Origin of the sequence: Cyanobium sp. ATX 6F1, from assembly GCF_024346315.1 — a bacterium.
Taxonomy (GTDB): Bacteria; Cyanobacteriota; Cyanobacteriia; order PCC-6307; family Cyanobiaceae; genus ATX-6F1.
Genome location: NZ_JAGQCS010000001.1, coordinates 61,410 through 88,031, shown reverse-complemented (window position 1 = coordinate 88,031; position 26,622 = coordinate 61,410). Strand labels below are relative to the sequence as shown.

The following is a 26,622-nucleotide window of genomic DNA, read 5'->3' as shown; positions in this document are numbered from 1 at the left end:
TGCCATTCGTACTGGTGAGGCCGATTTCCTTCGCCACACCCACGAAGTCTGCCCCCTCGTTTCTGATCTCGGGCGCCTCCACCAAGGCAGCCCCAGAGTTGCGTCTCGATCAGATCAACAGCCGATTGGTCATCCAGGCCGCCCGTCGGGTTCTGTTCCAGGCCCTCGATCACTGTTTCGCTGGAGCTGATGTCTGCGGCGTGGTGCTCAACGCCAGGTTGAGCACGCTCCAGGGGCGGATCGTCTTTGACCCGCCGGTGCTGCTGCCGGACGAGCAGTTTGTTCCGATCGAGCTGATCTGGGGCCGGCTGGGCCGCGGCGGTTCAGCCCGGCTGCGCCTCCCCCGCAAACCCTCCTCCCCGAAGTCCCTCTGAGGTCCGCTTGAGCGCCACGGCTCCGCTTCTTGCCAGCGTCCAGGTTCTGCCCCTTGGGGCGGCGCTGATCGGGGCCTGCGTCGGCAGCTTCCTGAACGTGGTGGCCTGGCGGGTTCCGCGGGAGGAATCGATCGTTTCCCCCCCCAGTCACTGCCCCCACTGCGGCACCCGCCTGCGCTGGTACGACAACCTGCCCCTGCTCGGCTGGATGCTGCTGCGGGGCCGCTGCCGCCATTGCCGGGGCCCGATCGCCATCCGCTACCCCCTGGTGGAGCTGCTCACCGCCGGGCTATGGGTGGCGGTGCTGCTGGCGGTTCCCTCGGCCATGGGAGCTCCAGCCCCCTGGCTGCTGCTGGCGGCCGGCTGGCTGTTCGTGAGCTGGCTGGTGCCGCTGGTGCTGATCGACCTCGATCAGCTGTGGCTGCCGGAACCGCTCTGCCGCTGGGGGGTGCTCCTGGGCTGGGCCGTGACGGCGGTATTGGGGTTCAGCCAGGGGGAGGCCATCGGCCGGCGGCTGTTGCTGGATCATCTGCTTGCCGCCGCCGTCGGTCTGCTGGCCTTTGAAGGGCTCAGTTGGCTGGCCGAGAAGGCCATGGGTCAGCCCGCCCTGGGCCTCGGTGACGCCAAGCTCACCGCCCTGCTGGGGGCCTGGCTGGGGCTTGCCGGGATGGGTCTGGCGGTGGCCCTGGCGGTGCTGGGCGGTGCCCTGCTCGGCAGCCTGGGGCGCCTCACGGGCCGGCTCAAGCGCCATGAGCCCTTTCCCTTCGGTCCCTTCCTGGCGGCCGGCGGCGTGGCCCTGTGGCTGGGGGGCAACGGCTGGTGGCTGCGGCAGTTCGCTGAGCGCCTGGGCTTTGCCGGCCTTTAATGGCTGATTCCCCCAGGGTCCGCTCCGCCGTGTCGCTGTTCGACTGGTTCGCCGATCGTCGCAAGACCACTCCGGTGGTGCGTGCCGCCCAGGAACCCGAAGAGGGGGACGGCCTCTGGAGCAAGTGCCCCGAATGCGGCCTGGTGGTCTACCGCAAAGACCTGATCGCCCATGCCAGCGTCTGCAGCGGCTGCGGCCACCACCACCGCATCCACAGCGAGGAGCGCATCCGGCTGATCGCCGATCCCGGCAGCTTTGAGGTGCTCGATGGCGAGCTCACGCCCACCGATCCCCTGGCTTTCAAGGACCGCCGCAGCTACGCCGATCGTCTGCGGGACAGCCAGCTCAGCACAGGCCTCAAGGATGCGGTGGTCACGGGACTGTGCCGGATCGAGGGTCTGCCCCTGGCCCTGGGGGTGATGGATTTCCGCTTCATGGGCGGCTCGATGGGATCGGTGGTGGGCGAGCGCCTCACCCGGCTGATCGAGGAGGCCACCGCCCGGCGGATCCCGGTGGTGATCGTCTGCGCTTCCGGTGGCGCCCGCATGCAGGAGGGGATGCTGAGCCTGATGCAGATGGCGAAGATCTCCGGGGCCCTGCAGCACCACCGCCAGGCGGAACTGCTCTACATCCCCCTGCTCACGCACCCCACCACCGGCGGGGTGACCGCCAGCTTCGCCATGCTCGGCGACCTGATCCTGGCCGAGCCCAAGGCGCTGATCGGTTTCGCCGGCCGGCGTGTGATCGAGCAGACCCTGCGGGAGCGGTTGCCCGACGGCTTCCAGACCGCCGAATACCTGCAGGACCATGGCTTCGTTGATCACATCGTGCCGCGCACCCGCCTGCGCTCCACCCTGGCGGGGCTGTTGCGGCTCCATGGCTGCACCACCGTCGCCGCGAAGGCCTGAACCTGGATTGAACGTGATGGGCCGTTTCAGACCAATCAAGCTCCTGTGCGCTCTGCTGCTGGCGCTGGTCGTCTGGATGGGGCTGCCGGCGGGGGTTGGGGCGGCCCCGCTGGAGTGGCGCTCGGTGGGCACCACGGCCGAGGGGGAGCAGTGGTGGGATGCGGGCAGCCTGCGGGTCGGCCGCGACGGCCAACTCACGGTGCTGAGCCGTTTCCGCACCGCCTCGGACGAAGCTGATTTGGAGGCCCGGCCCAAACTGGGCACCCTCTATGTGATGGATCTCGACTGCGGCCAGGGGCTCTACCGCGACACCTCCATCGGCGGTTGGCCCCAGTTCGGCGCCCAGTGGCAACCGGCTGGAGGCGATCCGTTGATTGCCGCGGTGCTGCAGGCGGCCTGTGACGCGGGAGCCCCGCTGCTGGCCGCCCGATGAGTGCCGTCCCCGCCACGGCAGGGGCCCCCTTGGCGGCTTCACCTGCGACCCCTTTGAGGGTGGCGATCGCCGGCCTGGGGTTCGGCGAGAAGGTGCACCTGCCGGCCCTGCGGGATCAGCCGCTCACCGAGCCGGTGGCCCTCTGGCATCCGCGCGCCGAGCGGCTGGAGGCCGCCTGTCGCGCCGCCGAGTTGCCCGGTACCTGCGATTTCGAGGCCCTGCTGGCGGATCCGGCGATCGAGGCCCTGGTGATCGCCACCCCCCCCGCCGTGCGCTTCGATCTGGCCTGTCGGGCCCTGGAAGCCGGCAAGCACCTGCTGCTGGAGAAGCCCGTGGGCCTTGGGGCAGGCCAGGTGGAGGAGCTGCGGCGGCTGGCCCTGGCTCGGCGGTGCTGTGTGGCGGTGGATTTCGAGTACCGGGCGGTGCCGGTGTTCCAGCAGCTCAAGGCGCTGCTGGAACAGGGCACCCTGGGGGAGCCCTATCTGGTGAAGCTCGACTGGCTGATGGGCAGCCGCAGTGACGCGAGCCGCCCCTGGAACTGGTATGCCCAGGCGGACCAGGGCGGTGGCGTGATCGGCTCCCTGGGCAGCCACGCCTTCGACACCCTGCACTGGCTGATCGGGCCCACCCTGGAGCTGACGGCCAGCACCCGGGTGGCGATCCCCGAGCGGCCGCTGTCCGATGGTTCCGGCCGGTTGGCCGCGGTCGATGCCGAGGACATTGCCCTGGCCCAGCTCAGCCTGGGGGCTGGAGTGAACGGAACGGTGCCGGCCCAGTTGACCCTGGCGGCGGTGACGCGGCGGGGGCGTGGCTACTGGATCGAGCTCTACGGCAGTGAGGCCACCCTGGTGCTGGGGTCTGACAACCAGGGCGACTATGTGCACGGCTTCCAGCTCTGGATCTCCCGCGGCGGTGAGCCGCTCCAGAGCGTGAGCCCCGATCCGGCCCTGGCCTTTGCGCGCACCTGGGTGGATGGACGGATCGCCCCGGTGCGGCGGCTGCTGGGCTGGTGGGCCGAGGCCGTCCGCGCTGACAGGCCCATGGTGCCCGGTCTGGCGGAGGCGGCCCTGAGCCAGCGCTGCTGCGATGCGGCCCAGCGTTCCGCCGCCAGCGGCCTGCAGGAGCGGCTCGGCTGAGTGAGGCCCTCTCTTCAGGGGCCCGCTCAGCGATCTCGTCAGGCCATCTGGTGAGAGCACTTTCGCTGTCTGGGGCTCCCTCGCAGGGGTTCAAGGGGCATCCCCTAGAGTTTGAACAGGCTCAGCAAGGTCGGCGTTCAACGCCGTTCAGGCAACCCAGGCAATCCAGGCGACCAAGCCTCCGGGTGAACGTCGTTCATCACGGCTGCCTTCATCCCTGTCATCTCTCTCCACACCCCCGAGGATTCTTCCCATGGCGCTCGTTCCGCTTCGGCTGCTGCTGGACCATGCCGCAGAGAACGGCTATGGCATCCCAGCCTTCAACGTCAACAACCTGGAACAGGTGCAGTCGATCATGGAGGCGGCCTACGAGACCGACAGCCCGGTGATCCTGCAGGCTTCCCGCGGCGCCCGTCAGTACGCCGGTGAGAACTTCCTGCGCCATCTGATCCTGGCGGCGGTGGAAACCTATCCCGACATCCCGGTGGTGATGCACCAGGACCACGGCAACAGCCCCGCCACCTGCTTTGGGGCCGCCGCCAACGGCTTCACCTCCGTGATGATGGATGGCTCGCTCGAAGCCGACGCCAAAACCCCCGCCAGCTACGAGTACAACGTGGCTGTCACCAAGGAAGTGGTGGATGTGGCCCATGCCATCGGCGTGAGCGTCGAAGGCGAACTGGGCTGCCTGGGCTCCCTGGAGACCGGCAAGGGTGAGGCCGAGGACGGCCACGGCTTCGAAGGCGCCCTCTCCCACGACCAGCTGCTCACCGATCCGGCCGAGGCGGCCGACTTCGTCGCCAAGACCAAGGTGGATGCCCTGGCGATCGCCATCGGCACCAGCCACGGCGCCTACAAATTCACCCGCAAGCCCACCGGTGAGGTGCTGGCGATCTCCCGGATCGCGGAGATCCACAAGGCCCTCCCCAACACCCACCTGGTGATGCACGGCTCCTCCTCCGTGCCCCAGGAATGGCTGGACATGATCAACAAGTACGGCGGCGCGATCCCCGAAACCTACGGGGTGCCCGTCGAGGAGATCCAGGAAGGCATCCGCAACGGTGTGCGCAAGATCAACATCGACACCGACAACCGCCTGGCTTTCACAGCAGCCGTGCGTGAAGCCGCCTTCAAAGATCCCTCCAACTTCGACCCCCGCCACTTCAACAAGCCCGCCCGGGCCTACATGAAGCAGGTCTGCCTCGACCGCTATCAGCAGTTCTGGTGTGCCGGCAACGCCAGCAAGATCAAGCAACGCGACATCAACTTCTACGCCGGCCTCTACGCCAAGGGTGCTCTTGATCCGAAGACCGCGGTGGCCGTCTGAATCCGAGACCAGCCCAAGGATGGGTTCAGGGGCCTTCGGGCCCCTTTTTCATGGGACGGTGCGGCTTCTCAGGGCGCTGCTTTGACGGGCGCGGCCGCCTGTTCCAGGGCGGCAAATCCCTGGGCCTCCTGGGCCTTGGGCCCCACCAACCGGGCGAGGGCGTCGTCGAGGCTGCGCTCCATCACGAAGCGGCGACCGTCGGTGACCACCACCCGCACCAGGGTGGGCAGATTGTTGTTTTTCGATTGCAGGTAGATGGGCTCCACGTAGAGCAGGCCCCGGCCCACCGGCAGCAACAGCAGATTGCCTCGAAGCAGCTGGGAGCCCGTGCGGTTCCAGAGGCCAAACTGAAAGCTGATCACCGGGTCCTGCTCGATCAGGGCCGAGATCTGCTGCGGACCCAGCAGCAGCCGCTGCTGGGGGAAGCGCACTAGCACCAGCTCGCCGTAATGGGGGGGATCGTTGCGCGCCGCCAGCCAGCCCACCAGGTTGGTGCGGCGCAGGGGCGAGAACGGCAGCAACAGCACGAATTCAGGCCGCTCCTTGCCTGGCAGCTGCAGGGTGGCGTGATACGGCTCCACGGGCACGTTGCTGGAGCCGTAGACCTCAAGCGGGATCGACCAGACGTCGTCACCGTTGTAGAAGGTACGCACATCGGTGACGTGGTAACGCAGCAGACGCTCCGACTGGATCGCGAACTGGCTGAGCGGCACGCGGATGTGGCTGAGCAGCGCCGCCGGCATCTCCTGCAGCGGGCGGAACAGCTCAGGGAACGCCCGCTGCCAGGTGCGCAGCACCGGATCGCTGGGATCGTTCACGTAGAGCCACAGGCGCCCGTCGTGGGCATCCACCACCGCCTTCACCGGGTTGCGGAAGTAGCGGATGCCCTTGGCGTTGGCGTCGCTGTAGGGGTAACTGCGGCTGTTGGTGAATCCGTCGAGCATCCAGTACTGATGCTGGGAGGGCTCGAAGCCGGGGGAGCCCTCCACCCGCGCCGTGACCAGATACGGCTCGGCCTCGAAATGCAGGAACGGCGCCAGGGCCTCCAGCCGTTCGTTCACCTGCCTGCGGATCAGCAGCAGCGAGTCGGGTGTCAACGAACCGTTGAACAGCAGCCGCGGTTCGCGCAGGTAGACCGCTGCCTTGAGCCGTTGCCAGGAGGAGTCGAGGCGGATTCCGAGCCGCCCCGAGAAATGGGTGTAGACGTTCAGCTCCCCGTCGGGGAAGTCGAATTCCTGCACCTTGGTGGGGGCGATCACATAGGGAGCCGGCGCCGAGGCGTAGTACAGGCGCGGTTCCCCCACCGGCAGAGACGTCTCGGCGGCGGCGTTGCTGATGCCCAGCTTGGGGATGCCCTGCACCCGGCCGCTGCGGCCCAGGTCCTTGACGAAGAACAGAGGCAGGCCGTCAGGGCCGAAGACGTTCACCGGCGAGACGGTGAAGCCGTAGCCGTGGGTGAACACCAGATGGCGGTTGAGCCAGGTGCGCGAGCCGGTCGGCAGGGCGCCGCTGTCGAGTTCCCGCGCCGCGATCAAGACCTGCTGCGAGCCGCGGCGAAGGGGATCCCCCAGCAGCGGATAGCGGTCCACCGCCGCGGAGGGGAAGGTGTAGTACAGCCTTAACTGCTGCAGCTGCCGGTTGGCGGCCAGCAGGGGGCGACTGTCCCACAGGCGGATGTTGGCCAGGGTTCCCGGCGCCGATTCCAGATCGGCAGGGGTGAGCTTCTGCTGGGGATTGAGGGTGCCCTCCTGGATCGCCTCCAGCCCGAAGGCTCGGCGGGTGCCGCGGATGCTGCGCTCGATGTAGGGCGCCTCCATCACCAGCTCCCGCGGCTGCACCCAGAAGCGTTGCGCCAGAGGAGCGACCACGAACTCGGTGATCGGCACCAGCACCAGCGTGGCCAGCAGGGGGAGCAATGCCACTCGCCGCAACCAGTGACGGCGCACCGAGGCCAGCAGGCCCGTGGCGGTGAGCACCAGCAGGGCGGCGAGCAGCAGCCGCAGCGGCAGGCGCACATGCAGATCGACGAATCCGGCGCCGGAGGCCACCCCGCTGCCCTGCACCATCAGATCGAAGGGGGCCAGGGCGGTGCTGAAGGCGGCGAGCAGGCAGAGGACCGCGAACTGGGGCTTGAGCACCCCTTGCTGGGCACGGCTCAGGCCCACGAAGCGCAGATCGCTGAGGCTGGTTCCTTCGCTGAAGGTGAGCCAGAGGCAGGCGGCGAACCCCACGATCGTCTGGGCCAGAAGGATGCTCAGCAGCAGATTCAGCGCCGGCAGCCGCAAGACGGTGAAGCTGATGTCGAAGCCGGTGAGCGGATCCCCCTCGCCGAAGGGGACCGCCAGCAGCGCTGGCAACCAGAGGCTCCAGCCCCGCGCCAGGGCGGTGGCCGAACCGGCCAGGGCCGCCACCAGCGTGAGTTGCAGCGTGGTGAATGGACGGGTCAGCAGGGGCAGGGGTAGCGCCACCAGCAACGCGACCACGAGGGGGATCGGTAGATCGGCCAGGGCCGGCAGGCCGGTGATCACCTCGCCGCTGAACGGAGCGCTGATCAGCCCCCTGGCCTGCATGAACAGGTAGGTGAGGCCACCGACCAGCAGCAGCAGCAGCACCGCCAGCATGATCACCAACGGTGCGGGCTCCAGCCGCAGCAAGGTCAGGCGCGGCAGGACCTTGGCCGGCGCGCTGCCGGTTCCGCCTGTGGACCGAAGGCGCCAGCAACGGCCCAGTTGCTGCAGTTGCAGCGGAACCCCCAACCCCATCACGAGCACGAAGGCCGTCAGCTGCAGCAGCCAGCGGCGGAGCAGCACCTGCTGGAAGTCGAACTGGGCGAACCATTCCCACTCGATCGACAGCCGCGAGAGGAGCAGCACCGCGGTGGCGGCGACAAGCAGTCCCAGGGCCGCGGCAAGCCACGGGAACGGCCGGCGAAAGGGACGAAAAGCCACGGCGTGAGGCTAGTTCGCGTCACCAGGGGCGCAAGGGTTCCCCAGGCCTCACTAATCCCGACCAAAAGAATCGGCTATTGAAGGCCAGCTTAGAGAGCGCTGCTAGCTTTCTTCAACTCAGTTTCCGGGATGTGACCGCCACCCTCTCCCGCGCCACCTTCACGGGCCTGCGTTGCAAGGAATGCGGCCATCCCTACGCGGCCACGGCCCGTCACGTCTGCGAAGACGTCTGTTTCGGCCCCCTTGAGGTCGTCTACGACTACGACGCCATCCGCGCCCGCGTCAGCCGCGCCTCGATCGAAGCCGGCCCCGTCTCGATCTGGCGCTACCGCGACTTCCTGCCGATCGAAGGCGATCCGATCGATGTGGGCACCGGCTTCACCCCCCTGCTGCGCGCCAATCGCCTGGCCCGCCGCCTCGGCCTCAAGAAGCTCTACATCAAGAACGACGGTGTCAATTCCCCCACCCTCTCCTTCAAGGACCGGGTGGTGTCGGTGGCCCTCACCCGGGCCAAGGAGCTGGGTTTCTCCACGGTGAGTTGTGCCTCCACCGGCAACCTGGCCAACTCCACCGCCGCGATCGCCGCCTACGCCGGCCTTGAATGCTGCGTGTTCATCCCCGCTGATCTGGAGCTGGGCAAGGTGCTCGGCACCTTGATCTACAACCCCACCTTGATGGCGGTGAAAGGCAACTACGACCAGGTCAACAGGCTCTGCTGTGAGGTGGCCAACACCTATGGCTGGGGTTTCGTCAACATCAACCTGCGCCCTTACTACTCCGAAGGCTCCAAGACCCTGGGCTTTGAGGTGATCGAGCAACTGGGCTGGCAGCTGCCCGATCACATCGTGGCGCCATTGGCTTCGGGATCCCTGTTCACCAAGATCCGCAAGGGCTTCGACGAGTTCGTCAAGGTGGGTCTGGTGGACGAGAAGCCCGTCCGCTTCAGCGGTGCCCAGGCCGAGGGCTGCAGCCCGATCGCCCAGGCCTTCGCTGAGGGGCGCGATTTCATCACCCCGGTCAAGCCGAACACGATTGCCAAATCGATCGCCATCGGTAACCCCGCCGATGGCCCCTATGCCCTCGACATCGCCCGCTCCAGCGGTGGCTCGATCGCCGCGGTGAGCGACGCCGAGATCGTCGCCGGGATCCAGCTGTTGGCGGAAACCGAGGGGGTGTTCACTGAAACCGCCGGCGGTACCACCATCGCCGTGCTCAAGAAGCTGGTGGAGCAGGGCAAGATCGACCCGGAGGAGACCACCGTCGCCTACATCACCGGCAACGGCCTCAAGACGACCGAGGCGATCAGTTCCGCCGTGGGCGAACCGCTGACGATCGAACCGCAGCTGGCCAGCTTCAATGCGGCCTGGGAGCGGGCCCAGTCATTGCAACGCGCCTCCTGGGAGCAGCTCACCCCCTGAGCCCCGGCCTTCCCTCCACCATTGCCCATCCCCGAAGCTTCCCCATGGCCGTTCAGGTTCTGATCCCCACTCCGCTGCAGAAGTACACCGCCGACCAGGCCAGCGTGGCGATTGAGGCCAGCGATGTGGACGCGCTGATTCAGGCGCTCGCGGCCATGTTCCCTGGCATCCAGGAGCGGCTCACCGATGAGAACGGCAAGCTGCGCCGCTTTCTCAACGTCTACGTCAACACCGAGGACATCCGCTTCCTCGACAACCAATCCACTCTCCTCAAGGACGGCGATGAGGTGAGCATCGTGCCGGCGGTGGCCGGGGGCTGAACCCAGCTGAGTCGAGCAACCGGGTCGAACAACAAGCTCGAACAACCCTGTCGAAGCTGTTGGTCGCCCGCCCCGGCCTCTGGGTCAATAGGCTCATTCCCATCAAGCGGCTGGATCCATGACCCAGGCACCCCAGGCAACGAATGCAGGGTCTGCCGCCTGCCCAGGGAGCGCCAAGGCCCTGGTGTTCGATTACCGCCAGGCCGCCAATCCGATCCGCCACGGCCTCACCGAGCCGATGCGCGAGCACCGCTGGGGCGCCGCCCTCCATGCCCACGGGCCCACGGCGGTGCTGCCCCTGGATCTCAGCGCCGAGCTGGGCTGCGAGGGTCCGGCCACCAGCCCGGCCCTCTCGGCGAACTTCATCCGGATCCTCGCCGGGGAGGCGATCGAGGTCAGCGCCAAAGCCACCAGCCAACTTTTTTATGTTTGGCGTGGGGCCGGCAGCTGCCGGCGTCCCGCGGACGGCCTTGGAAATGAGTTCAACCAGCCCTGGAATGCCGGCGATCTGTTCGTGTTGCCCGCCGGTGGGCCTGCCCGGCTGGAGGCCTCCGCCGAGAGCGTTCTCTACTGGGTCCATGACGCTCCGCTGCTGAGCTTCCTTGGGGTCACGGCCACCCAGCCCCGCTTCGAGGCCACCCATTACCCCGGGCCCTGGCTGCGGCAGGAGCTGGAGACCCTCGCCGCCGATCCCTCCAGTGCCCGCAGCAACCGACTCAGCCTGCTGATGGCCAATCGAGACCTGCCCGCCAGCCGAACCGTGACCCACACCCTCTGGGCCATGCTGGGCCTGGTGCCCGATGGAGCGGTTCAGCCCCCCCATCGCCACCAATCGGTGGCCCTGGATCTGGTGATCGACTGTGATCCCGGCTGCGCGACGCTCTCGGGTTCAGAGCTCAATGGGGACGGCACGATCCGCAATCCCGTGCGCATGGACTGGGAACCCGGGGCCGCCTTCGTGACCCCCCCTGGCCTCTGGCACTCGCATGTGAACGAGAGCGGACGAAGCTCCATGCTCCTGCCGATTCAGGACGCCGGCCTGCACACCTACCTGCGCAGCCTCGACATCCGCTTCAGCTGAGGGGCCGGTTGCCTGGAGCCGCGCTCCAGCCTCAGCCCACGGCGGCGATCGCCTCAGCGCTCGCGGGCGCGCTGGATTCAACCTCCGCGGCGACTCCGTCGGCGTTGACGATGCGACGGAACTCATCGCCATCGAGCGTTTCCTGCTCGATCAACTGCTCCACCAGGGCATCCATCAACTCCCGCCGGGGCTCGAGCATGGCCACGGCCTGATCGAGGGCCTGCTGGGCCAGGGCGCGCACCTGGGCGTCGATCTGGCGCCCGGTGCTGTCGGCGTAGTGGGGACGGGACTGCAGCAGATCGCGGCCGATGAAGATCTCACCACCGCCTCCTTCAAGCGCCACCGGGCCGAGGCTGGAGAACCCGTAGCGGGTCACCATCTCCCGGCAGATGCGTGTGACCATCTGCAGGTCCCCGGAGGCCCCCTGGGTGACTTCACTGGGACCGAACACCACCAGCTCCGCCGCCCTCCCGCCCATGGCCACCACCAGCCTGGCCTGGAGATAGGCGCGGCTGATCAGGCCGGAATCGAGGATCTCCTCATCGGGGGTGGTGCGGGCGAAGCCCCCCACTCCGCCGGCCCGGGGCAGCAGGGTCACCTTGTCGAGCTTGTCGGCGTGGGGCACCAGGGTGGTGAGCAGGGCGTGGCCCACCTCGTGGTAAGCGATCAGGCGCTTTTTGGCGCTGTCCTGCAGGGGCGCCACCGTCAGGCCCATGGTGATCCGCTCGAGGGCGTCATTGAGCGTCCCGTCGTCGATGCTGCTCTTGTGGCGGCGGGCGGTGAGGATGGCCGCCTCGTTGAGCAGGTTGGAGAGATCGGCGCCGGAGAAGCCCGGGGTGCGCACGGCCCAGCGGGCCAGGGAAACCTCCGGGTCGAGGGGGCGGGTGCGGGCGTGCACCGCCAGGATCGCCTCACGGCCGAGGCGGTCGGGCAGGTCGACGCTGATCTGCCGATCGAAGCGGCCCGGGCGGATCAGGGCGGAATCCAGCACATCGGGGCGGTTGGTGGCCGCCAGCAGGATCACCCCCGAGTTCTCTTCGAAACCATCCATTTCGGTGAGCAGCTGGTTGAGGGTCTGCTCCCGCTCGTCGTTGCCGCCGCCGATGCCGGCTCCCCGCTGGCGCCCCACGGCGTCGATCTCGTCGATGAAGATGATGCAGGGCGCCTTTTCCTTGGCCTTGCGGAACAGGTCGCGCACGCGGCTGGCCCCCACGCCCACGAACAGCTCGACGAATTCCGAGGCGGCCATCGAGAAGAAAGGCACCCCGGCCTCGCCGGCGATCGCCCGGGCCAGCAGGGTCTTGCCGGTGCCCGGCGGCCCGACGAGCAGAACGCCTTTGGGGATCTTGGCGCCGATTGAGGTGAAGCGTTCGGGCTCCTTGAGGAAGGTCACCACCTCCTGCAGCTCCGCCTTGGCTTCGTTGATGCCGGCGACATCCTCGAAGCGCACGCTGACGGTGCCCTCCGGCTGCATCCGGGGCTGGCTGCGGGCAAAGCCCATGGCCTTGTTGGCCACCTGGGCGGAGCGGCGGATCAGCAGGGTGAGCCCGCCGATCAGCAGGGCCACCAGCAGCAGGTTGGCCACCAGGCCAGCGGTGGCGTCGTCCTGGCGGTCGTCGCGAACCGTGAGTGGCACGCGGGTTTCCTGGGAGGTGCGAAGCAGTTGCTGGTCATTGGCGAACACGGCCACCTGGGCGGTGCTGCCGTCCTTGAAGCTCACCTGCACCTCCCGCTGGCGCACCGAGAGTTCCAGGCTCTTGACGGTGCCGGCCTTCATCTCCCTGAGAAGCTGGCTGTAGCTCGGGCCGGGGGCTGTTCGCAGGCCCAGATCCTGAAGCAGGGAAGCAGAGGCGTTGGGGCGAATCGGCGCTGGCGCGCTGCTGGGGGCCCCAGGTGCCGCCGGTGCCGCCGCCTCGGGCGTGGTCTTGGCGGCCTGGGGTGCGGCGGATTGGGGCGCGGCTGTTTGGGGCGAGGTCTTGGGGGCGGTGACCTGCGGCTCAGCCGCTGCCGCCAGCGCCCCGACCCCGGGGGCCGCGAAGGCGGTGACAGGTGCGGCCCCGAGGGCCGCGGATGCAGCCGGAGGAAGGCTTGTGCTCACTGGGCTCGACCACTTCCAAGAGCTTAGCGATTTGACGAATGGCAGGGCCGCAGCGCAGGATCGTTGTTTGGCAGAGCGACGGGGATGGCTGTTCCCAAGAAGAAAACCTCCAAGGGCAAGCGCAATCAGCGCCACGCCCACTGGAAGGCGAAGGCCGGCGAGGCCGCCCAGAAAGCTCTCTCGATCGGCAAGTCCGTGTTGAGCGGCCGGGCCCAGGGCTTCATCTATCCGATCGCTGACGTCGACGAGTCCAGCGACAGCTGATTGAGCGCTGCGGGCGCTTCAGCGCCTGTGCCACTCCAGAGACAACGGCGGCGGCGATCAAGCAGGGCCACCCCCTCGGCCGTGCTCAGCAGCGGGTCCTGGTAGAGCCGGGGGGGCAAGGATCCGAGGCTGGCCCGCACCAAAGCCAGCACAGCCGCTGCCGTGAGCCCTGAGCCTGGGGTGCGGCGCCGCTGTCGCGCTTCGGCCTCCAGGCGCCAGCGCCTGGGCCAGTGCCAATCGCCCGGTCGCAGGATCCAGAGGGCGTCCAGTTGTCCCCAGAGGGGCGCATACAACTCCAGGGCGTTGTTCCAGCGGGGCAGCCAGGCGACTTCCGCCGTTGTCAGCCCGAGGCCGGCGGCGCCACCGTGGGCCTCAACGAGGTACTCGAGCTGGTCCGCCGCCAGCGGCCGGCAGCCGAGCAGCCAGCCCTCCAGCAGCACGGCATCGGCCCGTTGCTCCCCCCAGCCGCTGCGGTCCCCGTCACCCCCCCGCAGGGTCTTGTCGAAGCGGGGCAGGCGCAGCACCCCGCCCTGGCGCCAACGCTCCAGGGCCACCGTGAGCTCCCCGCTCCCGTGGCTGCCGGGGGGCACCCGCAGCACCCCGAAGGGATTGCCCGCCAACACCCGTTGCCGATCCCCCCAGGGGAGGTAGGCGTCGTCGATCGAGGCCGTGGCCAGGCTGAGGCCCGCCTGGGCGGCCAGCGCCCGCAGCACCCGCGCCAGGGTGGATTTGCCGGCCCCCACCGGGCCATTGACTCCGATCACCACCGGCTTGCCGGCGCCCTGGCGCCTCTCCAGCGCCGTCAGCAGCGGCAGCCACAGGCCCCAAATCAGGCTGGGGTGGGCGCGTTCCAGGGCGTCGCGGAGTTCGGGATCACCCTGGTGTTCGGCCTCAGCTGCGGCGGCCTCGAGCCGCTGTTGCCCCAGGAGCCGCCAACGCTCTGGATCCGCTACGCCGCAGGCCGCCAGCAGGGCCGCGCTGGTCACGAACCGAGCTTGAAGGCTTCCAGCACGACGGCGTAGACCAGCCCGATGCGCAGGTTGTCGCAGAGCACCCAGCCCAGGCCGGGGTCGCCTTTGAGCCAGCGGCTGCGCACCCGAACCACCGCTTCGATCAGCAGGACCAACGCCAGCACCACCAGGGGGCGCTGGCCGATGCGCTGCAGGAAGTAGGCGGTCAGGTTGCTGCCGCCATAGAAGCCCAGCAGCAGGGCCAGGATCGCCAGGCTGCGCTCCCGCCAGCTGCCCGCGAGGCCCCCGAAGAGCACGCTCCCCAGTCGCTCCTGGACCCGGCTGAAGCGGGTCGGTTCCACCGGGAGCCGGGTCATGGCCTGGGCACCAGCTGCTCCAGCCAGGAGAGCGTAACCAGCCCCTCGGGGCAAGCCGGACCGCAGCGCACGCTTGCTGGACGGCCAGGATCCCCCAGCCCATCCACCACGGCCACGCTGGTCGTCACAGCGGCGGCGGCGAAGCCCGCGATGGCCTGCTCGGCGCTGTCGAGTCCCAGGGTGATCAGGCAGCTCAGGCCCGCCGCGCTCGCCGCGCCCAGGCCATTGAGCGAATCCTCGATCGCCAGCACCCCCTGGCCGCCTGATTCCAGCTGGGTCAGGGCCAGCTGGTAGGCCTCGGGGTCCGGTTTCTTGCGCCGCACGTCCTCGCCGCAGATCCAGAAGCTCAGCGCCCCGGCCAGGTCAGCGAGCAGGTGCTGGCAGAGGGTCTGCACCGAGCCCCGGCCACTGGTGGTGACGATGCCCTGGCTCAGGCCGGCCGCCGCCGCCGCCGCCATCAACCGGCGCACCCCCGGGCGAAGCTGCAGTTCACCGGCTTCCACCAGGGCGCGGTAGTGCTCCTGCTTGCGCCCCACCAGATCCTCCAGTCGGGCGGGCTCCGGGACCCGCCCTTCGCGCTGCTCCAGGAAGAGCTCCAGCCGTTCGCGGCCGCCGCTCACGTTCAACAGCTCCCGGTAGGTGGTTTCGTCCCACTGCCAGGGCAGGCCGGCGTCGGCCATCGCCCGGTTGAAGGCCACTCGGTGGCCCCTTTGTTCCGTCTCCGCCAGGGTGCCGTCCACATCCCAGAGCAGCGCCCTCAGCGCACACCCCGGGGAACTCTCAGGGGATGAAACCTGCATGGGCGCAGGCTAGGAGGTGCATGGAGTCCGAACGGCACGCAGAATGCGGCGGCCCCAGCGCTCCGCCGTTGCTCCCCTCCCTGCCCGAGCAACGCTGGCACCTGCCTGCCCCCCTTGAGGGCCTGGGCTCCGCCGGGCCGAACGACCGGGCTGATCCAGGCGACCTGGAGACCTTCGCCCTTCCCGATGAACTGCTGGCGGTGCTGCGGCGCCGGGGGTTCACCAGCGCCGCTGCGATTGCAGCCCTGCTGGAGCCGCCCGCTGCCCCGGACCCTCAGCTTCATTTCGCCGATCTCTCCAAGGCGGTGGCCCGCCTGCAAACCAGCTGCGCCGCCGGTGAGGCGGTGGCGATCTGCGGCGACTACGACGCCGATGGCATGACCAGCACGGCGCTGCTGGTGGGCGTGCTGCAACGGCTGGGGGCACGGCCGGTGGCGGCGATCCCCAGCCGCCAGGACGATGGCTACGGCCTCAACGCGCCGATGGTGGAGCGCCTGGAAGCCGGCGGGGTGCGTCTGCTGGTGACCGTGGACAACGGCATCTCCGCCCGCGAGGCCCTGGAGCGGGCCCGGGACCTGGGGGTGGAGGTGATCCTCACGGACCACCACAGCCTGCCGGCGGAGCACCCGCCCTACCTGGCCCTGCTGCACCCGGCCTGCACCCCCGAAGGCTCCCCCTACCGCGGCCTGGCGGGGGTGGGTCTGGCCTATGTGCTCGCCCAGGCCCTCTGCCTCAAGCTCAAGCGCGCTGATGCCCTGGCGGTGGCCCTTGATCTGTTCTGCATCGGCACCGTGGCTGACATGGCCCCCCTGCTGGGGGTCAACCGCCGCTGGCTGATGGATGGGCTGCCCCGGCTCGGGGCCAGCGGCCTGCCCGGCCTGCAGGCGCTCGCCCGGGTGGCGGGCCTGGAGGAGGGGCCGATGGATGCCACCACGATCGGCTTCCAGCTGGCGCCACGCATCAACGCCGTGGGCCGCCTGGGGGATCCGCGGCTGGTGGTGGAGCTGCTGACCACCGGCGATCCGGAACGGGCCCTGGAACTGGCGCGGGAGTGCGAGGCCCTCAACCGCCAGCGCAAGGAACTCTGTGAGGCGATCGAGGCCGAGGCGGTGGCCCTGGTGGAGGCCGATGGCCCCCGGCGCTCGGCCTTCCTGCTGCTGGCCCAGGGCCATTGGCACCACGGGGTGATCGGGATCGTGGCGGCCCGGCTTGTGGAGCGATTCGGCCGGCCCGTGGCGCTGCTGTCCAGTGAGGGCAAGGGCCGGTTGCGCTCCTCGGTGCGCTCGCCCAAGGGCTTCGCCGTCGATCAGGCCCTGCAGCAGTGCGCCGACCTGCTGGAGCGTTTTGGGGGGCATCCCGCCGCCGGGGGCTTCACGGTGCGCGCCGAGCAGGTGGCGGCCCTGCAGGAGCGCCTCGAGGGTCTGGCCCAGAGCTGGCTGGCGGAGCGGGGCGAAGGCCTGCCCCTGGAGCCGGAGGCGCACCTGGCCCTGGGGCGCATCGACCGTGCGTTCTGGCAGCAGCTGCGGCGGCTGGAGCCCTTCGGGATCGGCCTGGCGGCGCCCCTGTTCTGGTGTGCCCGCTGCCGCGTGCTGGAGCAACGGCTGCTGCGGGGCGGCCATCTACAACTCACCCTGGAGCAGGGGGAGAGCCGGCTGCGGGCGATCGCCTGGCGCTGGCAGGGCCAGGGCCCCTTGCCCGAGCAGGTGGATGTGGCCTTCCGCCTGCGGCTGGACCGCTGGCAGGGTCAGGAGCGCTTGCAACTGGAGCTGGCGGGGGTGCGCTGCAGCGGTGCGGGCGAGGTGCTGCTGCTGCGCCGGGAGCGCAGCTACTGGTGCCGGCGCCAGGGGGAGGGCCTGCTCATCCGCAATGCCGCCGGCGAGGAGGTGGAGGCCGCCATCGGCCCGCTGGGGGAGGCCGCCGCTGAGCACCCCTACATCCGCTCCCTAGTGCAGGAGGCCGCCGTGGCCCTGGGTCTGGTGGCCTGAGATGGAAACGGATCGGTTGTTGCCGCCGCTGCTGAACCAGGGGCAGGCCCTGGCGCGCAAGCTGCTGCAACTGGCGCTTCTGGGGCTGGCGGTGGGGGCGGCCTGCTGGCCCCTGAACCTGATCGACGGGCTCCAGTCCCAGTGGCTGGGCCTGCTGCCGGCCTTCAGTGGCCAGGGCTGGACCACGGCGGGTCTGCTGCTGGCGGCCTCGCCGCTGCTGGTGTTGCCGCTGTTGCTGTGGCTGCAGGCGGATCGCTGGCATAACGGTGCCGGCTCCGGCATCCCTCAGACCATGGCCAGCCTGGAGAATGCCGCCGAGGCCCATGGCCTCATGGCCCCCGGGCCCACCCTGCAGCGGTTGGCGCTCTGGAGCGCGGCCACCCTTGCCCTGATGCCCCTGGGGCGGGAGGGACCGGTGGTGCACGTGGGGGCCGCCGTGGCCCATGGGCTCAGGCGCCGCTGGCCCGCACTGCTCAAGGACCTCCAGCCCCCTGACCTGATTGCCCTCGGCGCCGGCGCCGGTCTGGCGGGTGGCTTCAACACCCCCCTGATGGGTGTGGTGTTCATGGCCGAGGAGCTCACCCACAGCTTCCAGCTGCAGCTGATCTGGCCCGCCCTGCTCGTGTGCTCCAGCGCCGCCGCCCTCAGCCACCTGGGGGGTGAGCCGATGTTTGGGCTGGGGCTGCTGGGCGGCCCGGCGTTTGAATCCGATCAGTTGGCCTGGGCCGTGCCCGTGGGGCTGCTGGGCGGTCTGCTGGGGGGCAGTTTCTCGCGGCTGCTGCTGCTGGTCAGCGCCAGGCTGTTGCCCCATCTGCGCCGGCGCCCGCTGCGCCTCGGCCTTGGGCTGGGGGGACTGCTGGCGGCCCTCGCCCTGGTCAGTGGCGGCAGCAGCGGCGGCGACGGCGAGCGGCTGATGAGTCAGCTGATCGAGGCCACGGGCGTTCCCTTCACGCCGCTGGGCGGGCTGGGGGTGCTGCTGGCCAGGCTCGTTGGGCCGGTGCTCGCCCTTGGGGCGGGCATCCCCGGGGGCCTGATCGATCCGGCCTTCAGCCTTGGAGCGGTGTTTGGGGTCGGCCTGCTGCAGCTGTTCGGGGCCGACGCGCACCTGGGACTGGCCCTGGGCATGGCCGCCGGCCTGGCGGGCGCCACCCAGTTGCCGGTGATGACGATCGTGTTCGCGATGCGGCTGGCGGGCGACCAGCAACTGTTACCCGGGCTGCTGCTGGCAGCCGCCTTGGCGGCCTACGCCAGCCGGCTGGTGCTCGATCGGCCGATCTACCACGCCCTGGCGGAGCTTCAGAGGGCGCCGCGGCGGTAGAAGAGGATGAAGATCACGGCGGGACCAGCCAGGGTGATCAGGGCCAGGGCGAGAAAGTTGGCGATCAGGTGGACGTCGATGCCCATGGTTGGTCGGCTTGCGGTTGGACGGCGTGCAGATGGTGGGCGGGGATCAACTCCCCGGACCATTGGCCTGGGTGCAGCCTACGGGGCCCTGCAAGCCCGCCATGCTGGCCTGCCGGGCCACTGTGACGGCTTGTCACAGCTGGTGGGGCAGCGGCCATGACTCGCCCGGAGCAGTGGAGTTGCATCAGCGGCTGCGGCGCCTGCTGCCGGCTCGATCCCGAGGAGCGGGGCGAGGCGCTCGAGGCCCTGGGCCCGGAGCAGCGGGAGCTCTATCTGGCCATGGTGGGACCCGATGGCTGGTGCCTCTACTACGACAGCGGTGGCCGCCGCTGCCGCATTTACGACGAGCGGCCGGAGTTCTGCCGGGTGGGGAACCTGGCCGGTCTGTTCGGCGTGGAGGAGGAGGCCGCCGACGGCTTCGCGATCGCCTGCTGCCGCCAGCAGATCCGCGGTGTTTACGGAGGCCGTGGCAGGGTGTATCGACGTTTCGAGCGGGCGATCCAGGGACGCTGATGGTCGATGAGAACCCGTCCGCCACAACTGAGGCCGCTGCCGACCCACCTGCCGTGGTGGAGCCAAGCCCAACGCCTGCTGCCCCAACGGCCGACCTGGGGGCGGGACGCTGGGGCGCCGTGTTCCTCACCACCGCCACCACCGTGTTTCTGGCGGAGCTGGGCGACAAGACCCAGCTGGCGGCCCTGCTGCTTTCGGCCCAGTCGGGGCAGCCCGTGGTGGTGTTCATCGGTGCCGCCCTGGCCCTGGTCTGCTCCTCGTTGGTGGGCGTGTTGCTGGGCCGATGGCTGGCGGGCGTGATGCCGGCCCATCAGCTGGAGCGCCTGGCGGGCATCTTGATGGTGGGCCTGGGGCTGTGGATCGGCCGCCAGGCCGCCCTCGGCCTGATGGCCCCCTGAGATCACCACTCCCATGACCCTTCCCCTGCTGGCCTCCACCTTCATCACGGTCTTCCTGGCGGAACTTGGCGACAAGACCCAGCTGGCGGTGGTGACCATCAGCGGCACCACGAACCGACCCGGGGCGGTGTTCGCCGGCAGCTCCGCCGCCCTGGTGCTGGCGAGCCTGCTGGGGTCCGCCGCCGGGGGCTCCCTCTCCTCGGTGATTGACCCGGAGACCCTTCAGCTCGCGGCGGCCCTGGGCTTTCTGTTGATCGGCGGCCGGCTGATCTGGCGCTCCACCCAGGCCGAGCCGCCCACGGCCTAGGCCTGCGATCCCACCGATCCTTAGAGTCAGGTGTCAAGACGCACGTCCGCCTGGGCTTCGCTGCACGCCCAGACGGCCGAGGTGCCCATCGCCGCCCCACCGCCCCCGATGAAGTTCACGGTCGCCGACCTGCTCGACCAGCTCCCCGCCAGCGATCCGTTGCCGGTCGCCAAGCTGGAGAAAGCGCTCGGTTTGAGCCACAAGGCCGACAAAGAGCAGCTGCGCATCGCCCTCGACGGCCTCAGCCGTGTGGGCCTGCTGGAGGCCGATGGCGAGGCCGTCAGCCGCCGGCCGGACGAGAGCCTGATCGAGGCGCGGCTGCGCTGTTCCAGCAAGGGCTTCTGTTTCGCCCTGCGGGATGACGGCGGCGAAGACATCTACATCCGTGACCACCAGCTCAACCACGCCTGGAACGGCGATCGGGTGCTGGTGCGCATCACCCGCGACGGCGGTCGCCGCCGCTCCCCGGAAGGGGGCGTGCAGTGCATCCTCGAGCGGGGCACCACCTCGCTGCTGGCCCAGGTGGCCCAGCAGAACGAGCGGTTGGTGGCGCTGCCCCTGGATGACCGCCTGCTCACCACCGTCGAGCTGCCCGAGACCGACAGCGCCCACCTGAGCCCTCAGCAGGACTCCGTGGTGGAGGTGCGCATCGACCGCTACCCGGTCGGCCAGTTCGCCCCCCAGGGCCACGTGGCCCGCAGCCTGGCCATCAACGGTGGCCCTGAGGCCGACCTGGATCTGCTGATCACCAAGCACGGTCTTCGGGAGCGGCCCGCCGCGCCCCGCGCCACGCTCAAGAGCTTGCCGGAAAAGGGCCGCGACGATCTCACCGCCCTCCCCACCCTGCTGCTGGAGGGCTGGAGCGGCGCTGAGGCCCCCCTGCTGCCGGCCGTGTCCCTCGAGGACACCGGCGAGGGCTGGCGGCTGTGGGTCCACGCCCCGGCGGTGGCTGAGAGGCTGAGCCCGGGCGGAAGCTTCGATCTCTGGCTGCGGGAGGAGGCGGAGGCCCTGTGCATCGGCCCCCGCTGGCTGCCCCTGCTCAGCCCCGCCCTCACCAAGGCGGCCGCCCTGGGCAGCGGTGAGAGCCAGTCGGCCCTGTCGGTGGCCCTGGACCTCGATCGCCAGGGGAGCTTGCAGCACTACACCTTCAGCCGCAGCAGCGTGCGCGTCGATGCCCGCGTCGACGCCGGGACGCTCCAGGCGCTCGCCGAGCGCAAGCCCAAGGCCCGCACCGTGCCGGCGGCCCTCAAGGCCCTCAAGGATCAGTTGCCCCTGCTGGAGCAGCTCATTGAGCTGGCGGGTCTGCTGCGTCAGCAACGGTGGCAGGCCGGCTCGATTGATCTGGACCTACCGACCCCGGCGATCGAGAGCCTGGGGGATCTGACCACGGCGCCCCCGGATGAGAGCCGCGAAGGCTGGCTGGTGTCCCTGGACGAGACCCATCCCTTCGCCCTGTTGCGGGAACTGCTGATCCCGGCCCACCGGGCCCTGGGCCGCCACCTGGCTTCCCTGGATCTGCCGGGTCTCTATGCCACCAACGAGGCCCCCGACCCTGCCGACTTGAACGAGGTCGCCAAGGCCGCCCTGGCCCTGGAACTCCCCCTGGAGCTTTCGGCCGACGGCAACGCCACCGCCTCGGAACTGGCCACGGCCTTCGCCAGCAGCGACCGCGCCCGGGTGTTGCAGCAGCAGCTCAAGGACAGTCTGCGGCCGGTGCTGCTGAGCGAAACCCCTGGCCCCAACCACGTGGTCGGCGAGGACACCGCCTACGCCCCCTGGACCCTTCCCGCGCTCCACTACGCCGACATCTGGAACCAGCAGGTGCTGGTGCTGCTGCTCACTGAGGGCAAGGACCGTCCCTCCGTGCGCCACAAGACCAAGGTGGAGCTGGCCTCCGACAGCTGCCACGGACAGGTGGACTGGCCGCTGCTGCCCCCCAGCACCCTGGCGCCGATCCAGGAGGCCCGCAGCAGCGCCCTGCTGCACCGCCTCAACACCCGCTCCCGCTTCGTGCAGGAGCTGCACGCCGACGCCCTGGCCCTGGCCCAGGCGCGCCAGGCCGAACCCTTGGTGGGCCAGACCCTGCCGGGGGTGATCAGCGGCGTGCAGAGCTACGGCTTCTTCGTCGAGGTGCCCCCATCGCAGGTGGAGGGGCTGGTGCACGTGAGCTCCCTGAAAGATGACTGGTACGAGTACCGCTCCCGCCAGAACCGTCTGGTGGGCCGCAAGAACCGGCGCACCTACATGCTCGGCGATGCCGTTGATGTGGTGATTCAGAAGGTGGACGTGCTGCGTCACCAGATCGACCTGGTCGTGGTTCAGCCCGATGGCGACGACGGAAGTGAGTCCGGCTCCGCTGGGGCCTCTGGTTTCGATGGCCCCGAACCCCTGACGATGGCCCCCAGCGAGGATTGAGCATGGACCCGGTGGTGCTGGCCGTGTCCGGCGCTTCCGCCCAGCCCCTGGCCCAGCGGGCCCTGCAGTTGCTGCTGGAGGCGGGCGAGACGGTGGAGCTTGTGACCAGTCGCGGGGCGATCGGGGTCTGGCAGGCGGAGCTGGGGCTCAGGGTGCCGTCGGAACCGGCGGCCCAGGAGGCCTTCTGGCGGGAGTGCACGGGCACCAGTTCCGGCACACTCCATTGCCACCGCTGGAACGACCAGGCCGCTGCGATCGCCAGCGGCAGCTTCCGCACCCGCGGCATGGTGATCCTGCCGGCGAGCATGGGCACCGTGGGGCGGATCGCTTCGGGGGTGGCCCTGGATCTGATCGAGCGGGCGGCGGACGTGCACCTCAAGGAGGGCCGGCCCCTGGTGATCTCCCCCCGGGAGATGCCCTGGAGCCTGGTGCACCTGCGCAACCTCACCGCCCTGGCCGAGGCGGGGGCCCGCATCGCCCCGCCCGTGCCCGCCTGGTACCACCGCCCCAGCACGATCGAGGAGATGGTGGATTTTCTGGTGATTCGGGTGTTCGATTGCCTCGGCTACGACCTCGGCTCGCTGCGCCGCTGGCAAGGTCCCCTTCCCCCCACCTGAACGGCCCGTGCTCCGTCGCCTGCTGCTGATTCCCCTGCTGGCGCCGTTGCTGGCGGTGTTTCTGGTGGGCGCGCTCAATCCACGGCCTGTCCTGCCGCTGCGGTTGCTGGTCTGGAGCGCACCGGCCCTGCCGATCGGAATCTGGATGGCCCTGGCGGCCGGTGGTGGTGCCCTGCTCAGCGGCGGGGCCACGGCCCTGGCCCTGCGCTCCGGGGCTCCGGCCCTGCGTCGCCGGCTGCGCCAGGGGCCCGCCGGTGCGCCCTGGGAGGGGCCCACCCGCCCGCGCCCGGCCGCAGAACCGGAGCGGGCCCCAGGCTTCGCCGCCCCCGAGGTCGCCATACCGACCGGAGGCCAGTGGCCGCGCCGCGCCCCCCAGGACCCTCCCCCCACCGTGTCGGTGCCGTTTCGGGTGATCCGCAAGGGCAAGCCCGCCGCGGCGGCCCAGGCCACCGTCGCCACGGGCCCGTCCCACGGGCGCTCCGCCGCGGCGGCCGATCCGGATGTGAGCTGGGACAGCCCCGAACAGGACGACTGGTAGAGCGCTTCGCTTCTACAGTCCTGCCACCCGCCTACGTCAGGTTTGCGCCGTGAGCGATCCGACCAGCCCAGAGACCAACTCCACGACCAACCCCACGACCAGCCCCGCTGCGGCGCCAGCCGCCGCCAAGCCTGCGGCGGCCAAGGCCAAGCCCCCCGCCCCGGAGGATCAGCCCTTCGCCGTGTTCATCCCCGAGCTGTTCCTGCCGGCCCTGCGCGAGCGCATGGAGGCTTCCGGCGCTGCCCTGGATGAGCTGGTGTTCGAGCAGGGGGCGATCCCCGTGGTGGCCAGCAGCGCCTGGCAGGTGAAGGGGGGCCTCCCCGGGGGGCGACGTTTCTGGCTGAGCTTCATCGACGCCGACATCAACGGCGCCAAGACCTTCGCCCTGGCTGAGGGAGGGAGCGAGCCCACCCTGCTGGAGTCGTTCCTGGTGGATGAGAAAAAGAGCACCCTGGCGCTGCTGGTGTCGCGGGTTGTGTCAAGGCTCAACGGCCAGAAGTGGCTGGGACCCAACTGAGGGGTCCAGCCCCCTTACGATGCACCTTCAGACGTAAGCCTGGTCCGCGATGGTGCCCCCCGCCGCCACAGCCACCGCCACAGCCACCGCCACAGACACCCTTCCTGGCGCCGCCCCAGGAGCTGCCGCCACCTTCAAGGAACCGGTCAAGGACACGATTCTGACGCCGCGGTTCTACACCACAGATTTCGAGGCCATGGCGGCCATGGACCTGCGGCCCAACGAGGTGGAACTCGAAGCGATCTGCGAGGAGTTCCGCAAGGATTACAACCGCCACCACTTCGTTCGTAACGAGGAATTCGACGGAGCGGCCGACAAGCTCGATCCCGAGACCCGAAAGGTGTTTGTGGAGTTCCTCGAGCAGAGCTGCACCTCCGAGTTCTCCGGCTTCCTGCTTTACAAGGAGCTCAGCCGCCGCATCAAGGAGAAGAACCCCCTGTTGGCGGAGTGCTTCGCCCACATGGCCCGTGATGAGGCCCGCCATGCTGGTTTTCTGAACAAGTCGATGGGCGATTTCGGGCTCCAGCTCGATCTCGGCTTCCTCACCTCCAGCAAGTCGTACACCTACTTCAAGCCCAAGTTCATCTTCTACGCCACCTACCTCTCCGAGAAGATCGGCTATTGGCGCTACATCGCCATTTACCGCCACCTCGAGCAGCACCCCGAGAGCAAGATCTTCCCGATCTTCAACTTCTTCGAGAGCTGGTGCCAGGACGAGAACCGTCACGGTGACTTCTTCGACGCCCTGATGAAGGCCCAGCCAGGCACCGTGCGCGGCCTCTCCTCCCGGCTCTGGTGCCGTTTCTTCCTGCTGGCGGTGTTCGCCACCATGTACGTGCGCGACGTGGCCCGCAAGGAGTTCTACGAAGCCCTCGGCCTTGATGCCCGCGACTACGACAAGTACGTGATCGCCAAGACCAACGAAACCTCCGCCCGGGTGTTCCCTGTGGTGCTCAATGTCGAGCATCCCAAGTTCTACCCACGCCTGGAGCGGATCGTCAGCAACAACGCCGCCCTCAGTGCCGTCGAGGCCTCAGGTGGCCCTGCGCCCCTGAAGCTGCTGCGCAAGCTGCCCTATTGGACCGCCAACGGTCTGGTGATGGCCAAGCTGTTCCTGACGGCCCCGATCCGCAGCGAACAGTTCCAGCCAGCCGTCCGCTGATCCCCATCCACCACCCCTACGAGCCCGCCATTGCTGTCTTCCCCTGTCGCCGTAAGGGCGGTTGAACCCTTTGACCAGCTGTGGCAGCCGCAGTTGGAAGCCCTCCTGGCCGCCGGCTGCGGGGCTGGGGCTGATCTGGTGGAGGTGTTCCTGGAACGCACCGATGTGGTCGGTGTGCTGGCGGAGCAGGACCGCATCACCAGTGTCAGCCCCGGCCTGGGCCGGGGCGCCGGGCTGCGGGTGTTCCTCGGGGAGCGCGATGGTTTCGTCAGCACCAATGACCTGAGCGAAGCGGGCCTGCTCACGGCCCTCGATCAAGCCCTGGGAATGCTCGGGCTGGAGCGCTCAGCCCAGGCCCGCAGCGTTTTCGAGGGTCTGCCGGCCCTGCGCGATTTCGGGCTCCTGAAGTCCGAATGGCTTGGCCGTTGCCCGGCCCTGGGGGAGGCCACCGACCGGCTGCTGGAGGGCACGGCCCAGCTCGATCGCCTCGGCCAGCACCTGCAGGTGCGCCGCGGCAGCTATTCCCGCGACTGGCAGGAGGTGCTGGTGGCCGCCAGCGATGGCACCTTCGCCCGCGACATCCGCCTGCATCAGTCGGTGGGGCTGAACGTGCTGGCGGCCGATGGCGATCACCGGGCGAGCCTGGGGCGCCGCTACGGCACCTCCGGTCGACCCGATGATCTGCGCGAGTGGGATGCCGAGGCGGCCGCCCGCGACCTCTGCGCCAGCACCGGAACGATGCTCTACGCCGACTACGTGGAGGCCGGCCAGTGGCCGGTGGTGCTGGCCAACCGTTTCGGCGGCGTGATCTTCCACGAGGCCTGCGGGCACCTGCTGGAAACCACCCAGGTGGAACGCGGCACCACCCCCTTCGCTGAACGGGTTGGGGATGTGATCGCCCATCCGGCGGTCACGGCGATCGATGAGGGCCTCAGTGATGGCGCCTTCGGCAGCCTGTCCATGGACGACGAGGGCATGGAGCCCCAGCGCACGGTGCTGATCGAAAACGGGGTGCTCCAGCGGTTCCTCTCCGACCGGGCCGGGGAGCGGCGCACGGGCCATGCCCGCACGGGCAGCGGCCGCCGGCAGGGCCACGCCTTCGCTGCCGCCAGCCGCATGCGCAACACCTTCATCGCCGCCGGCCCCCACACCCCCGAGCAGTTGATCGCCTCGGTGGATCGGGGCCTTTACTGCAAGACCATGGGCGGCGGCAGCGTCGGGCCCACCGGCCAGTTCAACTTTTCCGTCGAGGAGGGTTACCTGATCGAGAACGGCCAGCTCACCAAACCCGTGAAGGGGGCCACCCTGATCGGCGAGGCCAAGGAGGTGATGCCGAAGATCTCGATGTGCGCCGATGATCTGGAACTGGCGGCGGGCTACTGCGGCTCGGTGAGCGGCAGCATCTATGTCACCGTCGGCCAGCCCCACATCAAGGTGGATTCGATCACCGTGGGGGGCCGTTGAGTC

27 protein-coding genes are annotated in these 26,622 nt (G+C 69.4%); 21 read left to right on the top strand and 6 right to left on the bottom strand.

Annotated elements, in window-relative coordinates; all coding sequences use genetic code 11:
- Window positions 1–14: 14 nt before the first annotated feature.
- From KBZ13_RS00490 to fba, 6 genes are all read left to right on the top strand, one after another.
- Window positions 15–374: a hypothetical protein gene (locus tag KBZ13_RS00490; RefSeq protein ID WP_255005030.1), complete on the top strand. Its 360-nt coding sequence runs from the start codon at window positions 15–17 to the stop codon at window positions 372–374.
- A 7-nt stretch (window positions 375–381) separates the two neighbouring features.
- Entirely contained in the window at window positions 382–1,239 is an 858-nt protein-coding gene (locus KBZ13_RS00485) for a prepilin peptidase (protein ID WP_255005029.1), read from the top strand.
- Between the two features lie 29 nt (window positions 1,240–1,268).
- The gene (gene accD / locus KBZ13_RS00480) at window positions 1,269–2,147 is read left to right on the top strand and encodes an acetyl-CoA carboxylase, carboxyltransferase subunit beta (protein WP_255005815.1); all 879 of its coding nucleotides are present in this window, start codon (window positions 1,269–1,271) and stop codon (window positions 2,145–2,147) included.
- Between the two features lie 16 nt (window positions 2,148–2,163).
- On the top strand, window positions 2,164–2,580 hold the full coding sequence (locus KBZ13_RS00475) for a hypothetical protein (protein ID WP_255005028.1): 417 nt from the start codon (window positions 2,164–2,166) through the stop codon (window positions 2,578–2,580).
- On the top strand, window positions 2,577–3,716 hold the full coding sequence (locus KBZ13_RS00470; protein ID WP_255005027.1) for a Gfo/Idh/MocA family protein: 1,140 nt from the start codon (window positions 2,577–2,579) through the stop codon (window positions 3,714–3,716). The genes KBZ13_RS00475 and KBZ13_RS00470 overlap by 4 nt, the downstream gene beginning before the upstream one ends.
- Window positions 3,717–3,969: 253 nt before the next feature.
- Window positions 3,970–5,043, top strand: a complete 1,074-nt coding sequence (gene fba / locus KBZ13_RS00465) for a class II fructose-bisphosphate aldolase (protein ID WP_255005026.1) — start codon at window positions 3,970–3,972, stop codon at window positions 5,041–5,043.
- A 68-nt stretch (window positions 5,044–5,111) separates the two neighbouring features.
- Here the strand turns inward: fba and KBZ13_RS00460 are convergent, their stop codons facing one another.
- Window positions 5,112–7,991 (bottom strand): UPF0182 family protein, encoded by a 2,880-nt coding sequence (locus tag KBZ13_RS00460; RefSeq protein WP_255005025.1) that lies wholly within the window; start codon window positions 7,989–7,991, stop codon window positions 5,112–5,114.
- A 131-nt stretch (window positions 7,992–8,122) separates the two neighbouring features.
- Between KBZ13_RS00460 and thrC the strand changes: the two genes are divergently transcribed.
- From thrC to KBZ13_RS00445, 3 genes are all read left to right on the top strand, one after another.
- Window positions 8,123–9,409 carry a threonine synthase gene (thrC, locus tag KBZ13_RS00455; protein ID WP_255005024.1) on the top strand — a complete coding sequence of 429 codons (1,287 nt, stop codon included), beginning with the start codon at window positions 8,123–8,125 and terminating at the stop codon, window positions 9,407–9,409.
- Between the two features lie 44 nt (window positions 9,410–9,453).
- Window positions 9,454–9,729 carry a MoaD/ThiS family protein gene (locus KBZ13_RS00450; protein ID WP_255005023.1) on the top strand — a complete coding sequence of 92 codons (276 nt, stop codon included), beginning with the start codon at window positions 9,454–9,456 and terminating at the stop codon, window positions 9,727–9,729.
- A 118-nt stretch (window positions 9,730–9,847) separates the two neighbouring features.
- Window positions 9,848–10,810, top strand: a complete 963-nt coding sequence (locus KBZ13_RS00445; protein ID WP_255005022.1) for a cupin — start codon at window positions 9,848–9,850, stop codon at window positions 10,808–10,810.
- Window positions 10,811–10,841: 31 nt separating this feature from the next.
- Here KBZ13_RS00445 and ftsH read toward each other — a convergent pair whose 3' ends face one another.
- Complete coding sequence (gene ftsH, locus KBZ13_RS00440) at window positions 10,842–12,674, bottom strand: ATP-dependent zinc metalloprotease FtsH (RefSeq protein ID WP_409995595.1); 1,833 nt, start codon at window positions 12,672–12,674, stop codon at window positions 10,842–10,844.
- A gap of 318 nt (window positions 12,675–12,992) precedes the next feature.
- Here ftsH and rpmF point away from each other — a divergent pair, with 318 nt between their 5' ends.
- Window positions 12,993–13,172 carry a 50S ribosomal protein L32 gene (gene rpmF / locus KBZ13_RS00435; RefSeq protein ID WP_255005021.1) on the top strand — a complete coding sequence of 60 codons (180 nt, stop codon included), beginning with the start codon at window positions 12,993–12,995 and terminating at the stop codon, window positions 13,170–13,172.
- Here the strand turns inward: rpmF and KBZ13_RS00430 are convergent.
- The 3 genes from KBZ13_RS00430 to KBZ13_RS00420 are packed head-to-tail and all read right to left on the bottom strand — an operon-like array spanning window position 13,133 to window position 15,299.
- Window positions 13,133–14,158 carry a hypothetical protein gene (locus tag KBZ13_RS00430; RefSeq protein WP_255005020.1) on the bottom strand — a complete coding sequence of 342 codons (1,026 nt, stop codon included), beginning with the start codon at window positions 14,156–14,158 and terminating at the stop codon, window positions 13,133–13,135. The two genes, rpmF and KBZ13_RS00430, sit on opposite strands and share 40 nt — an antisense overlap.
- A complete protein-coding gene (locus KBZ13_RS00425) occupies window positions 14,155–14,499 on the bottom strand; it encodes a DUF565 domain-containing protein (protein WP_255005019.1) in 345 nt (114 codons plus the stop codon). Before KBZ13_RS00425 ends, KBZ13_RS00430 begins: the two co-directional genes overlap by 4 nt.
- The gene (locus KBZ13_RS00420; protein WP_255005018.1) at window positions 14,496–15,299 is read right to left on the bottom strand and encodes an HAD-IA family hydrolase; all 804 of its coding nucleotides are present in this window, start codon (window positions 15,297–15,299) and stop codon (window positions 14,496–14,498) included. Before KBZ13_RS00420 ends, KBZ13_RS00425 begins: the two co-directional genes overlap by 4 nt.
- 20 nt (window positions 15,300–15,319) lie before the next feature.
- Here KBZ13_RS00420 and recJ point away from each other — a divergent pair, with 20 nt between their 5' ends.
- A complete protein-coding gene (gene recJ / locus KBZ13_RS00415; RefSeq protein WP_409995584.1) occupies window positions 15,320–17,284 on the top strand; it encodes a single-stranded-DNA-specific exonuclease RecJ in 1,965 nt (654 codons plus the stop codon).
- A 1-nt stretch (window position 17,285) separates the two neighbouring features.
- The gene (locus KBZ13_RS00410; RefSeq protein ID WP_255005016.1) at window positions 17,286–18,602 is read left to right on the top strand and encodes a chloride channel protein; all 1,317 of its coding nucleotides are present in this window, start codon (window positions 17,286–17,288) and stop codon (window positions 18,600–18,602) included.
- Here KBZ13_RS00410 and psb30 read toward each other — a convergent pair.
- Window positions 18,581–18,688 carry a photosystem II reaction center protein Ycf12/Psb30 gene (gene psb30 / locus KBZ13_RS00405; RefSeq protein WP_255005015.1) on the bottom strand — a complete coding sequence of 36 codons (108 nt, stop codon included), beginning with the start codon at window positions 18,686–18,688 and terminating at the stop codon, window positions 18,581–18,583. The two genes, KBZ13_RS00410 and psb30, sit on opposite strands and share 22 nt — an antisense overlap.
- Before the next feature lie 156 nt (window positions 18,689–18,844).
- Between psb30 and KBZ13_RS00400 the strand changes: the two genes are divergently transcribed.
- From KBZ13_RS00400 to KBZ13_RS00360, 9 genes are all read left to right on the top strand, one after another.
- Window positions 18,845–19,201, top strand: coding sequence for a YkgJ family cysteine cluster protein (locus KBZ13_RS00400; protein WP_255005002.1), 357 nt, complete (start codon window positions 18,845–18,847; stop codon window positions 19,199–19,201).
- Window positions 19,201–19,599 (top strand): TMEM165/GDT1 family protein, encoded by a 399-nt coding sequence (locus tag KBZ13_RS00395; protein ID WP_255004995.1) that lies wholly within the window; start codon window positions 19,201–19,203, stop codon window positions 19,597–19,599. Before KBZ13_RS00400 ends, KBZ13_RS00395 begins: the two co-directional genes overlap by 1 nt.
- 13 nt (window positions 19,600–19,612) lie before the next feature.
- Entirely contained in the window at window positions 19,613–19,906 is a 294-nt protein-coding gene (locus tag KBZ13_RS00390) for a TMEM165/GDT1 family protein (RefSeq protein WP_255004993.1), read from the top strand.
- A gap of 108 nt (window positions 19,907–20,014) precedes the next feature.
- The gene (locus tag KBZ13_RS00385; protein ID WP_255005800.1) at window positions 20,015–22,321 is read left to right on the top strand and encodes an RNB domain-containing ribonuclease; all 2,307 of its coding nucleotides are present in this window, start codon (window positions 20,015–20,017) and stop codon (window positions 22,319–22,321) included.
- A gap of 2 nt (window positions 22,322–22,323) precedes the next feature.
- The gene (locus KBZ13_RS00380) at window positions 22,324–22,938 is read left to right on the top strand and encodes a flavin prenyltransferase UbiX (protein ID WP_255004992.1); all 615 of its coding nucleotides are present in this window, start codon (window positions 22,324–22,326) and stop codon (window positions 22,936–22,938) included.
- 7 nt (window positions 22,939–22,945) lie between these two features.
- A complete protein-coding gene (locus KBZ13_RS00375; RefSeq protein ID WP_255004991.1) occupies window positions 22,946–23,476 on the top strand; it encodes a hypothetical protein in 531 nt (176 codons plus the stop codon).
- Between the two features lie 49 nt (window positions 23,477–23,525).
- The gene (locus KBZ13_RS00370) at window positions 23,526–23,993 is read left to right on the top strand and encodes a DUF2996 domain-containing protein (protein ID WP_255004990.1); all 468 of its coding nucleotides are present in this window, start codon (window positions 23,526–23,528) and stop codon (window positions 23,991–23,993) included.
- A gap of 49 nt (window positions 23,994–24,042) precedes the next feature.
- Entirely contained in the window at window positions 24,043–25,155 is a 1,113-nt protein-coding gene (acsF, locus tag KBZ13_RS00365; RefSeq protein WP_255004988.1) for a magnesium-protoporphyrin IX monomethyl ester (oxidative) cyclase, read from the top strand.
- A 33-nt stretch (window positions 25,156–25,188) separates the two neighbouring features.
- On the top strand, window positions 25,189–26,619 hold the full coding sequence (locus tag KBZ13_RS00360; protein ID WP_409995594.1) for a TldD/PmbA family protein: 1,431 nt from the start codon (window positions 25,189–25,191) through the stop codon (window positions 26,617–26,619).
- Window positions 26,620–26,622: the final 3 nt, after the last annotated feature.

Excerpts from the sequence above, each read along its gene's own strand:
- KBZ13_RS00475 (WP_255005028.1), top strand. The coding sequence starts at position 2,164 with ATGGGCCGTTTCAGACCAATCAAGCTCCTGTGCGCTCTGCTGCTGGCG.
- KBZ13_RS00470 (WP_255005027.1), top strand. The coding sequence starts at position 2,577 with ATGAGTGCCGTCCCCGCCACGGCAGGGGCCCCCTTGGCGGCTTCACCT.
- fba (WP_255005026.1), top strand. The coding sequence starts at position 3,970 with ATGGCGCTCGTTCCGCTTCGGCTGCTGCTGGACCATGCCGCAGAGAAC.
- KBZ13_RS00450 (WP_255005023.1), top strand. The coding sequence starts at position 9,454 with ATGGCCGTTCAGGTTCTGATCCCCACTCCGCTGCAGAAGTACACCGCC.
- KBZ13_RS00445 (WP_255005022.1), top strand. The coding sequence starts at position 9,848 with ATGACCCAGGCACCCCAGGCAACGAATGCAGGGTCTGCCGCCTGCCCA.
- rpmF (WP_255005021.1), top strand. The coding sequence starts at position 12,993 with ATGGCTGTTCCCAAGAAGAAAACCTCCAAGGGCAAGCGCAATCAGCGC.
- KBZ13_RS00425 (WP_255005019.1), bottom strand. The coding sequence starts at position 14,499 with ATGACCCGGCTCCCGGTGGAACCGACCCGCTTCAGCCGGGTCCAGGAG.
- KBZ13_RS00420 (WP_255005018.1), bottom strand. The coding sequence starts at position 15,299 with ATGCAGGTTTCATCCCCTGAGAGTTCCCCGGGGTGTGCGCTGAGGGCG.
- recJ (WP_409995584.1), top strand. The coding sequence starts at position 15,320 with ATGGAGTCCGAACGGCACGCAGAATGCGGCGGCCCCAGCGCTCCGCCG.
- KBZ13_RS00410 (WP_255005016.1), top strand. The coding sequence starts at position 17,286 with ATGGAAACGGATCGGTTGTTGCCGCCGCTGCTGAACCAGGGGCAGGCC.
- psb30 (WP_255005015.1), bottom strand. The coding sequence starts at position 18,688 with ATGGGCATCGACGTCCACCTGATCGCCAACTTTCTCGCCCTGGCCCTG.
- KBZ13_RS00400 (WP_255005002.1), top strand. The coding sequence starts at position 18,845 with ATGACTCGCCCGGAGCAGTGGAGTTGCATCAGCGGCTGCGGCGCCTGC.
- KBZ13_RS00395 (WP_255004995.1), top strand. The coding sequence starts at position 19,201 with ATGGTCGATGAGAACCCGTCCGCCACAACTGAGGCCGCTGCCGACCCA.
- KBZ13_RS00390 (WP_255004993.1), top strand. The coding sequence starts at position 19,613 with ATGACCCTTCCCCTGCTGGCCTCCACCTTCATCACGGTCTTCCTGGCG.
- KBZ13_RS00385 (WP_255005800.1), top strand. The coding sequence starts at position 20,015 with ATGAAGTTCACGGTCGCCGACCTGCTCGACCAGCTCCCCGCCAGCGAT.
- KBZ13_RS00380 (WP_255004992.1), top strand. The coding sequence starts at position 22,324 with ATGGACCCGGTGGTGCTGGCCGTGTCCGGCGCTTCCGCCCAGCCCCTG.
- acsF (WP_255004988.1), top strand. The coding sequence starts at position 24,043 with ATGGTGCCCCCCGCCGCCACAGCCACCGCCACAGCCACCGCCACAGAC.